Origin of the sequence: Streptomyces sp. TP-A0874 (assembly GCF_001748085.1) — a bacterium.
In the GTDB taxonomy this organism is placed as follows: Bacteria; Actinomycetota; Actinomycetes; order Streptomycetales; family Streptomycetaceae; genus Streptomyces.
On record NZ_BBZK01000009.1, the window covers coordinates 62,793 to 77,397 of the forward strand.

A 14,605-nucleotide genomic window follows, 5' to 3' on the forward strand; every position below is an offset into this window, starting at 1 on the left:
CCTCAGCGCGGGGCGACCGCGAGCGCGTGCTGCACCAGCGTGAGCAGCGAGTCCACCACGGTGTTCCGGCGCCGGGCGTCCATGATCTGGATCGGGACCCCCTGGTGCACCGAGAGCGCCTCGCGCACGTCCTCCTCGGTGTAGAGGTCCGTCCCCTCGAAGTGGTTGACCGCCACGACGTACGGCAGTCCGCAGCTCTCGAAGTAGTCCAGGGCGGGGAAGCAGTCCGCCAGCCGCCTGGTGTCGGCCATCACCACCGCGCCGATCGCCCCGCGGATCAGGTCGTCCCACATGAACCAGAAGCGTTGCTGGCCGGGGGTGCCGAAGAGGTAGAGCACCAGGTCGGCGTCGAGGGTGATCCGCCCGAAGTCCATGGCGACCGTGGTCGTGGTCTTGTCCGGCGTGGCCCGGATGTCGTCGACGCCCGCACTGGCCTGGGTCATCACCGCCTCGGTGGTGAGCGGGGTGATCTCCGAGACCGAGCCGACGAAGGTGGTCTTGCCGACGCCGAAGCCGCCGGCCACCACTATCTTGGTCGAGATCGGCGCCCGGCTGCGATCCGCCTGCCAGTTCCCGGCGGCTTCCGCCCCCGTGACGGTCCCTCCGGCCGCTCCGGCCAAGGCTTCAGAGCCTGCGAAGTCCACTGAGCACCCTTTCGAGCAAAGCGCGTTCGGGCCGGCCGTCGCCGTGCCCGGTTCCGTACACGCGGATCAATCCCCGGTCAGCCAGATCACCGAGCAGCACCCGGACCACTCCAAGCGGCATGCCCAGCAGTGCGGCGACCTCCGCGACCGAGCGCACCCGGCGGCACAGCTCGACATCGCCCGGCTCTCGGGCATGGTGTGCTCTGCGCCGGAAGCGAGATCGCCCCACTGCTCATGCCCATCGACGGCGGCGACGAACGTCTCAACTTGGAGTACGTCGTCGTAGCGGGTGCGGCCGCCGGTGAGGGAGTAGGGGCGCACCCGGGCCGGCCCTCGCCGGGGCAGCGGCCGGCTGCCGGCGCCCGCCCTCGCGGGCAGGGTGGCCGGTGGGGTCACCGGCCGCTCTCCACGGAACGCCGCAGTTCACTGCGGACCTCCGGGGTCAGCACATGGCCGGCGCGGCCGACGAACATCGTCATCTGGTAGGCGACCAGGCTCATGTCGGCGTCGGCGGCGGCGTGGACGCCGAGCAGGGAGCCGTCACTGATCGCCATGACGAACAACGTGCCCTGCTCCATGGCGACCATCGTCTGCTTGACGGTGCCGAAGGACATCAACTCGGCGGCGCTGCCGGTGAGTGCGGCGAGGCCGGAGACGATGGAGGCCAGGTCCGCGCTGGAGCCCCTGGGGCCCGTTCCGCCTCCCGCCTCCGCCTCGGCCGTGCGGCCGGGGTCCGAGGAGAGCAGCAGCAGTCCGTCGGAGGAGACGACGGCGACCGAGTGGACGGCCGGCGTCTCCTCGACCAGGCGGGTCAGCAGCCACCTCAGGCTCTGGACCTCGCTCGAACCGGTACCGTCCCCGGTCTGCCGGTCCGCGGTGGGCTCAGTGTGCGCGTTCAACCACGTGCCTCCTCGACTGTGCCCCCGTCCTCGTGATCGCCGGTCCGCTCTCCGGAGCGCTCGGCGATCTCCGTCCGTACCTGGCGGCGCCCTTCCCGGGTACCGCGCTGGAAGCCGCCGAGCTGCCGGCGGAGCGCTTCGGCGTCCACCGGATCGGTCCGCTCCCGCTGGGTCGGCAGAGCCGCGGTGTCGCCGCCCGTGGACCCACCCTTGGGGGTGCGCACCGGCAGCCCGCTCTCGGTGACCTCACCGGTGCCGGCCACGGTCGGGTTGGCGGGCTCGCTTGCGTCCGGTGCGGAACCGGGCCTCTCCGGCGGTGTCGGCTCCGGACCGGCCCCATCCTGCGGGGCGGGTGCCGGGTCCTCCTGGGCCGTCCGGAACACGGGCTCGCCCGGCGTCGGGCGGTCCCCGCCGTCCTGGGCGTGGCCGTGCTCGTGGGAGCCGATCCGGTAGGGGTCACCGGGGCGCTCCCCGGTGTCCGCGTCCGGCTCGCGGTCCCCCACCGGGGCGGTGGGCACGTCGTGGCCGGCTGCGGCCAGCGCGGCTTCGGCCGCGGCGACCAGCGGGTCGGTCTCGGAGTTGCGCGCCAGTCCGCAACCCTCCGGCTCCGGCCCCCAACCGGGCCGGAGCTCGGGCTCGGAGACGGGCTGCGGCTGGGAACCGGGCCGGGACACCGGCTCCGGCCACAGCTCGGCGAAGCTCTCCGGCTCGCCCGGCCGCACCACGGCGCCGTCGGAGAAGGACTCCGCGGCGCCGCTGGCCGGCCCTGCCGCTGCCGGGGAGCCCGGCAGCTCCTCCGACCCCGGCCCCGGGTACGGCTGCCGAGGCATCGGCAGCTCCGCGCCCGGCAGGGGGTCGGCAGCGCCGTCTCCGACCACGTCCTCCGCCGCGGCACCGGCCACCAGGATCGACCGGGGCAGGGTGACGGTGGCGGTGACTCCGCCCCGCTTGCCCTCCAGCAGCTCCACCCCGATGCCGTACTGGGCGGCCAGCCGGCCCACCACGTACAGGCCCAGCCCCACCCCGCCGTCGCCGCCGGGGGAGGGAGCGCGCTCGGCGTCCTCCTGCGGATCGGCCAGCCACTCGTTCACCTCGTCGCGGTGCTGGGCCGTCATCCCCATGCCGGCGTCCTGCACCGACAGCCGGAGCTGCCCGTTGTCGAGCAGTCGCCCGGAGAGCCGGACCTTGGACTCGGCCGGGGAGAAGTCGGTCGCGTTCTCCAGGAGTTCGGCGATCAGATGGCTGAGGGGACCGGCCGCGTAGCCGACCACCAGCGGCCCGGAGTCCGCGGCGCCGGCCCCCTGGCCGCCCAGCGCCTGGATCTCCACCCGCTCGTAGTCGTCCACCTCGCTGATCGAGGCCCGGACCACGTCGAGCAACGGGAGCGGCTCGTGCTGGGGCTCGGCGGCCGCGGGGTCGGCGAGCGCGAGCAGCGTCTCGCTGTGCCGCCGGATCCGGGTGGCCAGGTGGTCCAGCGCGTAAAGCGTGGCCAGCCGCTCCGGGTCCTGCTCGGCGTTCTCCAGCCGCTCCAGCACCCCGAGCTGTCGTTCGATCAGCGGCAGCACACGCAGGGAGAGGCCGACGAAGCCGACTCGGTCCTGTTCGCGGCCGGCGGCCAACCCCTCGGCCCGCGCCCTCTCCGCCAGCAGCTCCTGGCGGATCTCCGCCAGCCGCCCGCGCTCGGCGGTCAGCTCCGTGCGGTCCGTGTCGAGCCCGTCGGCCCGCTCGTGCAGCGCCACAGCCTTTGCGTGCAGTTCGTTGACGGCGCGCACGGTCTGCGCGAACTCGTCGTTCCGTCCGGTGAACCTGACCGGCTCCTCGGCCACCGGGTCGGCGGCCACCCTTCGGGCCCCCAGCCGCAGCGCGGCCAGCGGACGGGTCATGGACCGGGCGGCGGAGGTGCTGATCCCGATGGCGATCAGCAGGCAGGCCAAGGCCAGGCCGATCCGCAGTTCCAGCGCGGTGACATCGTCGTCGCGGAGTTGGGCGAGCTGCTTGCCCTCCGCGGTGCCGAGCGACGACTCCACCGCCCGCATGCGGTCGATACGGGCGGTCAGGCTCTTGGCGACCCGCTCCCGGTTCATGGAGGCGTCGGACGCGGAGAGCCGCGGCTGGTCGGTCAACCGCCGCAGGTAGCCCTCTGCGGCGGAGACCTCACCGCCGTTGACGGTGCTCGCGTAGGACTCCCGGACGGCCGTCGGAGCGATGTCCCCGAAGTCCGCGATGGCCGCCTGCTCCCGCAGGTAGGTCTGCTGGGCGGCGGCGACCAGTGGTGACGCCCCGCCCTCCGTGCCGTCCCCGGATGGCGTCCCGGAGCGGCCGACCGCCGACTCGGAGAGCGCGCCCAGGAGCAGCCCGCGGCTCGCGGAGGCCTGCTCCACGGCGCGGCCCAGCCTGTTGAGCGCCTCGGTGGGGCCCTCCGGCGCACGGGCGGGAAGCTTACGTGCCAGGTCGGCTGAGACGCCGTGCAACGCCTGGACGACCTCGGTGTACGCCAGGTGCACCCGCAGGGCCGAATCCTCGCTGTCGAGCGCCTGCTGACGGGCCTTCGGCACACCGTCGAGCAGCTTTCGCAGTCCTGCGGGTGCGTCGTCGCGGAACTCCGCCAGTTGCCTGTCGACCCGCGCCCGGCTCGCCTTGCCCGGCTCCCCGGCGGTGGGCCGGCCGGCGGCGACGTGCTGGGTCATGGCGTCCCGCTCGTCGGCGAGGGAATGGGCGAGCACCACCGCTCGGCTGTTCATCTCGGCGAGTGTGACGAGCTCCTGGGAGTCGCTCAGCTCCCCGGCGGTGTCGACGATGCCCGGAGCGCTCGCCGCGGCGACCGCCACCGACACCAGGGCGACCGCGACGACCAACCGGTTACGGACCCGGACGGGACGCTGCGGTGACGTGTCGACCGCTCCCGCGCCCCCTCTCGACTCGCCTCCATCGCCCCGAAGCCGCTTCTTTCGCACCGGTGCTCGCATTCTTCTCCCGTCGCCCGGGCAGGGATGACGACAGCTCGCTCGTGTTCACTTCGGTCGTGGTCACTCGTGCCGTCCAGGCGCCGGACGCCGACGGCGAGTGTGCACACCCGCCTCATGACACAGCACGGGAGCCGACCATTCCAGTGCCGGCGGAGAACCGAACCACCATTCCCCACCGGGCCACTCGAACGAGTGAACCGTATCCCGGAGTTGGCTAACAACTCCTTGTGCACCACATAGGAGGACCTTCCGCGCCATGGGGTGGAAGATGGCCCCGAGGCCTGCGAAGATGCCTGCTTCCCGCCAGGGCGGTCGGCCCGATACCGGAAAAGTCCGGCGATTCGAGCAGCCGCCACCCGGCCCTCATGGCCAACCCCGGCGGGTCGGCCTGCTCGGGCAGACTGATCGTCATGCGCGTCGAACTCACCACGGAGCCGGGAGACCCCGCACAGCCCAACGAGGACTACGTGTCCGTGGCCCTGCCCGCCTCCGGCCGCGGGGGAGTTCTCGTGCTCCTGGACGGCGTGACACCGCCGGCGGGCGACGACGGGTGCCGGCACGGGGTGCCCTGGTTCACCACCGCCCTCGGGGGCGCCATGCTCGAATCGTCCGCTTCGCGGCGGCACCGGACACTGGCCGACTCCCTGACCGAGGCCATCGACCGCACCGCCGCCGCACACCGTACGACCTGTGACCTTTCTCACCCGAGAACTCCGCAGGCGACCGCCGTCGCGGCCCGCTGGGACGAGGAACGGCTGGAGTACCTGGTGCTCTCCGACTCCGCCCTGCTCCTCCAGCGGCCGGACGGGGCGGTCACCGCGGTGCTGGACGACCGGCTCGACCGGCTCCCCGCCGAGGTGCGGGCGGCCGGCGAGGCCGCGCGGGCGTTGCCGCGCGGCTCGGAGGCCCGAGCCGCGGCCACCGCGGAGTACACCCAGGCCGTCGAGGCGCTGCGGAACGCCGAGGGAGGTTTCTTCACCGCCGCCGCCGACCCTTCGGTCGCCGAGCGAGCGGTCACCGGCTGGGTACGGCGGGACCGGGTGCGGGCAGCGGCCGCGCTCACCGACGGCGCGAGCCGCTATGTGGAGGTCTTCGGCGCCGGTGACTGGGCGGACTGCTTCGCGCTGCTGCTCCGGGAGGGGCCGGCCGGTCTGGTCGGGCGGGTGCGCACGGCGGAGCGGGCGGACGCCGACCGCACGGACTTCCCGCGCGGCAAGGCGCAGGACGACGCCAGCGCCGCGCTGATCGAGTTCTAGACAGAGCGCAGCGCCGTGATCCCTGGCGGGCGCACGGCGTCAACTGTGGCGCTCTCAGTACCCGAGGCCGTGCGCTGGTCCACCGCGGATGACGGGACGGCGCATGGTCGGGGTTCACCCGCCGGGAAGCGGTCCATACCACTGCGCGGGCCCTCACGGGTTCGGACCCCTCGGCGACGGCAAGCGGCGTTTCGCCCCTCGTCAGAGCCCCGCGAGTTTTCCTTCAAAGTGAAATTTTCTTTCAGCGAGCGCCGTCGTCGCAGTTGGCCGCCCTATTACTCAGGAGTAGACCTCCGGCGGGAGCGCCATACTCTTCCCACCTCGCCTCAACGCGCGTAGCGTTTTTCTGGCATGGGCACACCAAGCGTCAACCCATGCTCAACGTCCCCCCACCGCCATCGGAGGCAGGCATGCCCGTGCAAAGATCCGGCTCCTCGTTCCGCCGCACGTTCGTCACCGCGGCCGGCGCCGCCGTCGCGATGTTCTCCCTTCTCCTGACCATGCCGGGCGCGGCCTCGGCGGCCGACAAGGCGGCCCCCGCCCCCGAGCGCAACGCCTCGATGGGCTCGACGATCGTCGAACACGAGGGCGGCCTCGCCGGCGGCACCCCGGCGCCCTCGCTCGCGGCCACCATCGAAGGGGTGGACGTCAGCGGTCACCAGGGCAACGTCAACTGGCAGACGCTGTGGAACAGCGGTGTCAAGTGGGCCTACGTCAAGGCCACCGAGGGCACGTACTACAAGAACGAGTACTTCACCCAGCAGTACAACGGCTCCTACAACATCGGGATGATCCGCGGCTCGTACCACTTCGCGAACCCGAGTGACTCCAGCGGTGCCGCGCAGGCCAACTACTTCGTCGACAACGGCGGCGGCTGGTCCAAGGACGGCAAGACCCTGCCGGGCGTGCTCGACATCGAGTACAACCCCTACGGCGCGACCTGCTACGGGCTGAGCCAGGCCGGGATGGTCAACTGGATCAAGGACTTCACCAGCACCTACAAGTCCCGCACCGGGCGCGACGCGGTCATCTACACCACCACCGACTGGTGGACCCAGTGCACCGGCAACAACGGCAGCTTCGGCAACACCAACCCGCTGTGGATCGCCCGCTACGCCTCCGCACCGGGCACCCTGCCGAACGGCTGGGGCTTCTACACCTTCTGGCAGTACACCTCCACCGGGCCGACCGTGGGCGACCACAACAAGTTCAACGGTGCGATGGACCGTCTGCAGGCCCTCGCCAACGGCTGATCCGGCAGAACGGGGCGCGACAGCCTGAGCGCCGACCGACCATCGGCGCCGACCGGCACCCTCCTCGGCCCCTCCACAGCGCCCCCGGCGCCGTGGAGGGGCCGAACCGCTGCCCGCCGAGGGCGACCAGGAGCCGGCCCGCCGGCTCTTACCGGACCGGTCCCCTCCCCGGCGGGCAGCGGCGCGCGGAGCAGGACCCCGTTCGCCCACCCTGTCGGCGGCGCTTTCCGTTTGAGACCGGGCGGCGGCCTGTGTACGGTCCGGTCCTCAAGGCCTCGGGCAACCGAGCGCCGCCGCAGCGTAGAAGGACCCGCCACCCCATGCTTCGCCCAGCCGACGACATCCCCGTGACCCTCGACCGCCGGGAGGGGCCGCACGGCGAGGTGGTGCTGCGGCAGCGTGGTGCCGGGCGCTTCGAGATCATCGCCAACGGGTGCTTCCTGATGGACACCTCGGACGGCCGCTCCGAGCGGCTGCTCGTGGCCGCGGCGCTCACCGCCCTGCCCGACGACCGCCCCTCCCCCACCCTGCTGATCGGCGGTCTGGGGGTCGGCTTCTCCCTGGCGCACGCCGCCGCCGAGCCCCGCTGGAGCCGGATCACGGTCATCGAGCGGGAGCCGGCGGTCATCGACTGGCACCGGACGGGCCCGCTGGGGGAGATCACCGGAGCGGCCCGCACCGACCCGCGGGTCGAACTCCGCCAGGCCGACCTCGTACACCACCTGCTGGACGGCGCGGAGGGGCGCCCCCGCTCCTCCGGCGCACCGGCCGAGCGGTACGACGCGATCTGCCTGGACATCGACAACGGTCCGGACTGGACGGTCACCGAGGAGAACGACAGCCTCTACGGGCCGGCGGGCCTGGCCGCCTGCCGTGACCGACTCGCCCCCGGCGGGGTGCTGGCGGTGTGGTCGGCCCGGCCCTCGCCCGCTTTCGAGGAGGCGCTGCGAAGCGCCGGATTCGAGCAGGTGCGGACCGAGGAGATCCCGGTCGCCCGAGGCGTCCCGGACGCGGTTCATCTCGCTCGCGGCCCTGCGTAGCCGAGACGGCCGCCGGGATCGTACGCTGCTTCCCGGCAGAGCCGGGCAGACTGGTGCCGCAACCGGAGAGGTGCGCCCGCTGAGAAGCGGTTCCGGTGCGTGTGATCGCAAGCCGGCCGGAGACCCTCGTAGCGGAGCTACCAGGATTTCCGGTCGCCGCGGCGAGCGCGCGTGCCGGGTCCCGCGACAGGGCGGGCCTCCCCGGGCAGGGACATCAGTGCGGCGCCTCGACGGGGCGGACGGCCCCGCGGACCGGCGGCACTGGCGGGTTGGCAACACCGGGGACGGCAGGGGCGGTCGATGGAGCACAAACACAACGGCTCGGACAGCGGTGCGGTGCTGGCTGGGCTCGGGGCGGGAGCGGGGGCCGTGCCGGCGCCGAGCGCCGCACCGGGTTCGGCCTCGGGGGGTGCCCCCGGGGCCCAGAGACGGATCCTGGTGGTCGAGGACGACCCCACCATCGTCGACGCCATCGCCGTGCGGCTGCGGGCCGAGGGCTTCCAGGTCCGTACCGTCGGGGACGGCCCCGCCGCCGTGGACACCGCGCAGGCCTGGCAGCCGGACCTGCTCGTCCTGGACATCATGCTGCCCGGCTTCGACGGGCTGGAGGTCTGCCGCCGGGTACAGGCCCAGCGCCCCGTCCCGGTGCTGATGCTGACCGCCCGGGACGACGAGACCGACATGCTGGTGGGCCTCGGGGTCGGTGCCGACGACTACATGACCAAGCCGTTCTCCATGCGTGAGCTGGCGGCCCGGGTCCATGTGCTGCTCCGCCGGGTGGAGCGGGCGGCGCAGGCCGCGCACACCCCGCGCAACGGGCTGCTCCGCCTCGGTGAGCTGGAGATCGACCACGCGCAGCGGCGGGTCCGGGTCCGCGGCGAGGACGTGCACCTGACGCCCACCGAGTTCGACCTCCTGGTCTGCCTGGCGAACACCCCCCGCGCGGTGCTCTCCAGGGAGCAGTTGCTCGCGGAGGTCTGGGACTGGGCGGACGCCTCCGGGACCCGCACCGTCGACAGCCACATCAAGGCGCTCCGCCGCAAGATCGGCGCCGAGCGGATCCGCACCGTGCACGGCGTCGGCTACGCCCTGGAGACCCCCGCCGCCCCCACGCCGTGAGCCGCCCGCGGCGCCGGACCGCCCCCCCGCCCCGGAGCGGCGGCCTGGCGGGGGGCGGTGGCCGCTCCGCGCCGGGGATGTGGGCGAGGCTGTGGGAGTGGCTGCGGCCGCTGGATCCGTACCGGTCGGTCAAAGCCGCGCTCGGCGCGCTGGTGATCGTCTCGGTGACGATCACCACCCTGCTGGTCTTCATGGCCCTGCACACCGCCACCGAGCTGCGGGTGGTCACGATCTTCTCGATCATCGCCACGATGCTGATCATGCAGTTCGTGGCGCACGGGCTGACCTCCCCGCTGGACGAGATGAAGGCCGTGGCCACCGCGATGGCCGCCGGCGACTACAGCCGGCGGGTCCGCGCCCAGCGGCGGGACGAACTCGGCGAGCTGGCAGCAGCGTTCAACCACATGGCGGCCGACCTGGAGGCGGTGGACCGGCACCGCAAGGAGCTGGTGGCGAACGTCTCACACGAACTGCGCACCCCGATCGCCGGGCTCCGGGCGGTGTTGGAGAACGTCGTCGACGGGGTGTCGGAGCCCGACCCGGAGACCATGCGCACCGCGCTGCGGCAGACGGAGCGGCTGGGACGGCTGGTGGAGACGCTGCTGGACCTCTCCCGTCTCGACAACGGCGTGGTGGAGCTGCGGTCGCGGCCCTTCGAGGTCTGGCCCTATCTCTCGGGGGTGTTGAAGGAGGCCAGCATCGCGGCGGCGGCCCGCGGCCAGGGAACGGGGGGCGCCGGCCTGTCGCAGGGGCACGCCCGTGGGGACGTCCACTTCCATCTGGACGTCTCCCCCCCGGAGTTGACCGCCCACGCGGACGCGGAGCGGCTGCACCAGGTGGTCGTCAATCTGGTGGACAACGCGGTCAAGCACAGTCCGCCACACGGAAGGGTGACGGTCCGGGCCCGGCGCGGGGAATCGGCCGGGAGCCTGGTGCTGGAGGTGTCGGACGAGGGACCCGGAATCCCGGAGTCCGAACGGCAGCGGATCTTCGAGCGGTTCAACCGCGGCAGCGTCTCCACCCCCCATGGCCCGGGAAGCGACGGCGGCACGGGGTTGGGCCTGGCCATCGCCCGTTGGGCGGTGGATCTGCACGGCGGCAGCATCGGGGTGGCCGAATCCTCACTCGGCTGTCTGATTCGAGTCACCCTTCCGGGAGCCCGCCGGGCGCGACATTGACGTATGGTCGCTATCAGATGCACCCGGAAGTGCTCAGCAGAGCTCTCTGGCGAGTGATTTTGATCACTCTTGAAGGGTGGCATCCGAAACGGTTGCGGCCAGTGGGCCGCCGCCGCCGGACGTCGTTCCCCGACAGCGCGGAATCCCTGGTGTTTCCCGCCATTTATGGTCGCGAAACCCTCCTGCGAGTGTGACTTGCGCGACGACTACGCCTTCCGGCCTGCACCCGAGCGGCCGGAAGGCGTAGCCTTGGTTTCCGCTGTCCACCACCTTTAGGAAGCGGAAGAGGGCGGTTCGCGCCGTGTCGCCACAGTCCCCCAAGACCTCGAGCATCTCGACCGACGAAGACGGGCAGGCGAAGAGCCCAGCCACGGCCTTCGGCCCCAACGAGTGGCTCGTCGACGAGATCTACCAGCAGTACCTCCAGGACCCGAACTCGGTCGACCGAGCCTGGTGGGACTTCTTCGCCGACTACAAGCCGGGCACCGAGAACGGGACGGAGGCCGACCCCGCCCTGCAGGTGCAGGCCGCTCCTCCCGCCGTGGCCGAGCCGGCGAGCCCCGAGCCCGCCGCCAAGCCGGCCGCGGCTCCGCCGGCGCCCAAGGCGCCCGCCGCCCGGACGGCACCGCCTCCCACCAGCGCCAAGCCCCGGCCCGCCGAGAAGGCGGACGGTGAGGCCCCCGCGGCGGGTCCCGAGCACGTCACGCTCCGCGGCCCCTCCGCCGCCGTCGCGAGGAACATGAACGCCTCGCTGGAGCTGCCGACGGCCACCTCGGTCCGCGCGGTCCCGGTGAAGCTGCTCTTCGACAACCGCATCGTGATGAACAACCACCTCAAGCGCGCCCGCGGCGGCAAGGTGTCGTTCACCCACCTGATCGGTTACGCGATGGTGCAGGCCCTCAAGGCCATGCCCGCGATGAACTACTCCTTCACCGAGAAGGACGGCAAGCCCACCCTCGTCAAGCCCGAGCACATCAACCTCGGCCTGGCGATCGACCTCGTGAAGCCGAACGGCGACCGCCAGTTGGTCGTCCCCTCGATCAAGAAGGCGGAGACGCTCTCCTTCTTCGAGTTCTGGCAGGCGTACGAGGACATCGTCAAGCGGGCCCGCGCCAACAAGCTGACGATGGACGACTTCACCGGTGCCACCGCCACGCTGACCAACCCGGGCGGCATCGGCACCGTGCACTCCGTGCCGCGGCTGATGCCCGGTCAGGGCCTGATCCTGGGCGTGGGCGCCATGGAGTACCCGGCGGAGTTCCAGGGCACCTCCCAGGACACCCTGAACAAGCTCGGCGTCTCCAAGGTCATGACGCTCACCAGCACCTACGACCACCGGGTGATCCAGGGCGCCGCCTCCGGCGAGTTCCTGCGGATCATGAGCCAGCTGCTGCTGGGCGAGAACGACTTCTTCGACGAGATCTTCAAGGCCCTGCGGATCCCCTACGAGCCGGTGCGCTGGCTCCGGGACATCGACGTCTCGCACGACGACGACGTCACCAAGGCCGCCCGGGTCTTCGACCTGATCCACTCCTACCGGGTGCGCGGCCACATCATGGCCGACACCGACCCGTTGGAGTACAAGCAGCGCAAGCACCCCGACCTGGACATCACCGAGCACGGGCTCACGCTCTGGGACCTCGAGCGGGACTTCGCGGTCGGCGGCTTCGCCGGCCACACCACGATGAAGCTCCGCGACATCCTGGGGGTGCTCCGCGACTCGTACTGCCGGACCACCGGCATCGAGTTCATGCACATCCAGGACCCCAAGCAGCGCAAGTGGATCCAGGACCGGGTCGAGCGCCCGCACGACAAGCCGGAGCGTGAGGAGCAGCTGCGGATCCTGCGCAGGCTGAACTCCGCCGAGGCCTTCGAGACCTTCCTGCAGACCAAGTACGTCGGGCAGAAGCGCTTCTCGCTGGAGGGCGGCGAGTCCGTCATCCCGCTGCTCGACTCGGTGATCGACGCCGCCGCCGAGGCCCGGCTCGACGAGGTCGTCATCGGCATGGCCCACCGCGGCCGGCTGAACGTCCTGGCGAACATCGTCGGCAAGTCCTACGCCCAGATCTTCCGCGAGTTCGAGGGCAACCTCGACCCGAAGTCGATGCACGGCTCCGGTGACGTGAAGTACCACCTGGGCGCCGAGGGCACCTTCATCGGCCTGGACGGCGAGCAGATCCAGGTCTCGCTCGCCGCCAACCCCTCGCACCTGGAGGCCGTCGACCCGATCGTCGAGGGCATCGCGCGGGCCAAGCAGGACATCATCGGCAAGGCCGGCACCGACTTCACGGTCCTGCCGGTGCAGTTGCACGGTGACGCGGCCTTCGCCGGCCAGGGGGTCGTCGCCGAGACGCTCAACATGTCGCAGCTGCGCGGCTACCGCTGCGGCGGCACCGTGCACATCGTCATCAACAACCAGGTCGGCTTCACCGCCGCCCCGACCGCCTCCCGCTCGTCGATGTACGCCACCGACGTGGCGCGCATGATCGAGGCGCCGATCTTCCACGTGAACGGCGACGACCCGGAGGCCGTGGTCCGCGTCGGCCGACTGGCCTTCGAGTTCCGGCAGGCGTTCAACAAGGACGTCGTGATCGACCTCATCTGCTACCGCCGCCGCGGTCACAACGAGGCCGACAACCCGCACTTCACCCAGCCGCTGATGTACAGCCTGATCGACAAGAAGCGCTCGGTGCGCAAGCTCTACACCGAGTCGCTCATCGGTCGCGGCGACATCACCCTGGAGGAGGCCGAGCAGGCGCTGCAGGACTTCCAGGGGCGGCTGGAGAAGGTGTTCACCGAGGTCCGCGACGCGACCGACGCCCCATCGGCGCCGGCGGTCCCCGAGCCGCAGGCCGAGTTCCCGGTCAGCGTGGAGACCGCGATCTCGCACGAGGTGGTCAAGCGGATCGCCGAGTCCCAGACCAACATCCCCGAGCGGATCGAGATCCACCCGCGGCTGCTCCCCCAGATGCAGCGCCGGGTCTCGATGATCGAGGACGGCACGATCGACTGGGCCATGGGCGAGACCCTCGCCTTCGGCTCGCTGCTGATGGAGGGCACCCCGGTCCGGCTGGCCGGCCAGGACTCGCGCCGCGGCACCTTCGGCCAGCGCCACGCGGTGCTGCTGGACCGGGAGACCGGCGAGGACTACACCCCGCTGCTCTACCTCTCCGAGGACCAGGCCCGCTTCAACGTCTACGACTCGCTGCTCAGCGAGTACGCGGCGATGGGCTTCGAGTACGGCTACTCGCTGGCCCGCCCGGACGCCCTGGTTCTGTGGGAGGCGCAGTTCGGCGACTTCGCCAACGGCGCGCAGACCGTCATCGACGAGTTCGTCTCCTCCTCGGAGCAGAAGTGGGGCCAGACCTCCGGTGTCACGCTGCTGCTGCCGCACGGCTACGAGGGCCAGGGCCCGGACCACTCCTCGGCCCGCCCGGAGCGCTTCCTCCAGCTGTGCGCGCAGAACAACATGACGGTGGCCATGCCGACCCTGCCGTCGAACTACTTCCACCTGCTGCGCTGGCAGGTGCACAACCCGCACCACAAGCCGCTGATCGTCTTCACCCCGAAGATGCTGCTCCGGCTGAAGGCCGCGGCCTCGAAGGTGGAGGAGTTCACCAGCGGCGGCTTCCGCCCGGTCATCGGCGACACCATGGTCGAGTCCGGTTCGGTGGAACCGTCGGCCATCCGCAAGGTCGTCTTCTGCTCCGGCAAGGTCTACTACGACCTGGCGGCGGAGCGGGAGAAGCGAGGCGTCACCGACACCGCGCTGGTCCGCCTCGAGCGGCTCTACCCGCTGCCCGGCAAGGAGCTCCAGGCCGAGCTCGCCAAGTACCCGAACGTCGAGAAGTACGTCTGGGCCCAGGAGGAGCCGGCGAACCAGGGTGCCTGGCCGTTCATCGCGCTCAACCTGATCGACCACCTCGACCTCTCGGTGGGTGCCGGTCTGCCTCCGGCCGAGCGGCTGCGCCGGATCTCGCGGCCCCGCTCCTCCTCGCCGGCGGTCGGTTCCAACAAGCGCCACCTGGCGGAGCAGGCGACTCTGATCGACGAGGTCTTCGAGGCCTGACGGTCCGCCGGAGCCTCGTCGGACGACGGCTGGCAGGGGCCCTCGCGCAGTGCGCGAGGGCCCCTCGCATTTGGCCCGCCGAGCCGGTGCCCGGTTCAGCAAGCAAGTCGGGCGCAGGGTCGTCGTCCGGGACCCTGCGGTGCGGGACGAGCCGGCGCGGGTGCCTATCCTGGGCCCTACC

General features: G+C 71.7%; 9 protein-coding genes and 1 pseudogene. 6 read left to right on the forward strand and 4 right to left on the reverse strand.

Annotated features, from left to right (window positions below; genetic code table 11):
* Nucleotides 1-2 precede the first annotated feature (2 nt).
* From BGP73_RS16235 to BGP73_RS16250, 4 genes and pseudogenes are all read right to left on the reverse strand, one after another.
* Nucleotides 3-620 (reverse strand): GTP-binding protein, encoded by a 618-nt coding sequence (locus BGP73_RS16235; protein ID WP_069815509.1) that lies wholly within the window; start codon nt 618-620, stop codon nt 3-5.
* Between the two features lie 4 nt (nt 621-624).
* Nucleotides 625-1,040 (reverse strand): annotated as a pseudogene (locus BGP73_RS16240) (DUF742 domain-containing protein).
* Nucleotides 1,037-1,543, reverse strand: coding sequence for a roadblock/LC7 domain-containing protein (locus tag BGP73_RS16245; protein WP_069815511.1), 507 nt, complete (start codon nt 1,541-1,543; stop codon nt 1,037-1,039). Before BGP73_RS16245 ends, BGP73_RS16240 begins: the two are co-directional and overlap by 4 nt.
* Nucleotides 1,540-4,398 (reverse strand): nitrate- and nitrite sensing domain-containing protein, encoded by a 2,859-nt coding sequence (locus BGP73_RS16250; protein ID WP_244501231.1) that lies wholly within the window; start codon nt 4,396-4,398, stop codon nt 1,540-1,542. The genes BGP73_RS16245 and BGP73_RS16250 overlap by 4 nt, the downstream gene beginning before the upstream one ends.
* Before the next feature lie 521 nt (nt 4,399-4,919).
* On the opposite strand from BGP73_RS16250, the gene BGP73_RS16255 reads away from it, so the two are divergent.
* From BGP73_RS16255 to BGP73_RS16280, 6 genes are all read left to right on the forward strand, one after another.
* Nucleotides 4,920-5,765: a protein phosphatase 2C domain-containing protein gene (locus tag BGP73_RS16255; protein WP_069815885.1), complete on the forward strand. Its 846-nt coding sequence runs from the start codon at nt 4,920-4,922 to the stop codon at nt 5,763-5,765.
* A 410-nt stretch (nt 5,766-6,175) separates the two neighbouring features.
* On the forward strand, nt 6,176-7,018 hold the full coding sequence (locus BGP73_RS16260) for a lysozyme (RefSeq protein WP_069815512.1): 843 nt from the start codon (nt 6,176-6,178) through the stop codon (nt 7,016-7,018).
* A 320-nt stretch (nt 7,019-7,338) separates the two neighbouring features.
* Nucleotides 7,339-8,058, forward strand: a complete 720-nt coding sequence (locus BGP73_RS16265; RefSeq protein ID WP_069815521.1) for a spermidine synthase — start codon at nt 7,339-7,341, stop codon at nt 8,056-8,058.
* A gap of 300 nt (nt 8,059-8,358) precedes the next feature.
* Nucleotides 8,359-9,177 (forward strand): response regulator transcription factor, encoded by an 819-nt coding sequence (locus tag BGP73_RS16270; RefSeq protein ID WP_244501232.1) that lies wholly within the window; start codon nt 8,359-8,361, stop codon nt 9,175-9,177.
* 77 nt (nt 9,178-9,254) lie between these two features.
* On the forward strand, nt 9,255-10,355 hold the full coding sequence (locus tag BGP73_RS16275) for a HAMP domain-containing sensor histidine kinase (RefSeq protein WP_069815523.1): 1,101 nt from the start codon (nt 9,255-9,257) through the stop codon (nt 10,353-10,355).
* Between the two features lie 301 nt (nt 10,356-10,656).
* Entirely contained in the window at nt 10,657-14,424 is a 3,768-nt protein-coding gene (locus BGP73_RS16280; RefSeq protein WP_069815526.1) for a multifunctional oxoglutarate decarboxylase/oxoglutarate dehydrogenase thiamine pyrophosphate-binding subunit/dihydrolipoyllysine-residue succinyltransferase subunit, read from the forward strand.
* The last annotated feature ends 181 nt before the right edge of the window (nt 14,425-14,605 follow it).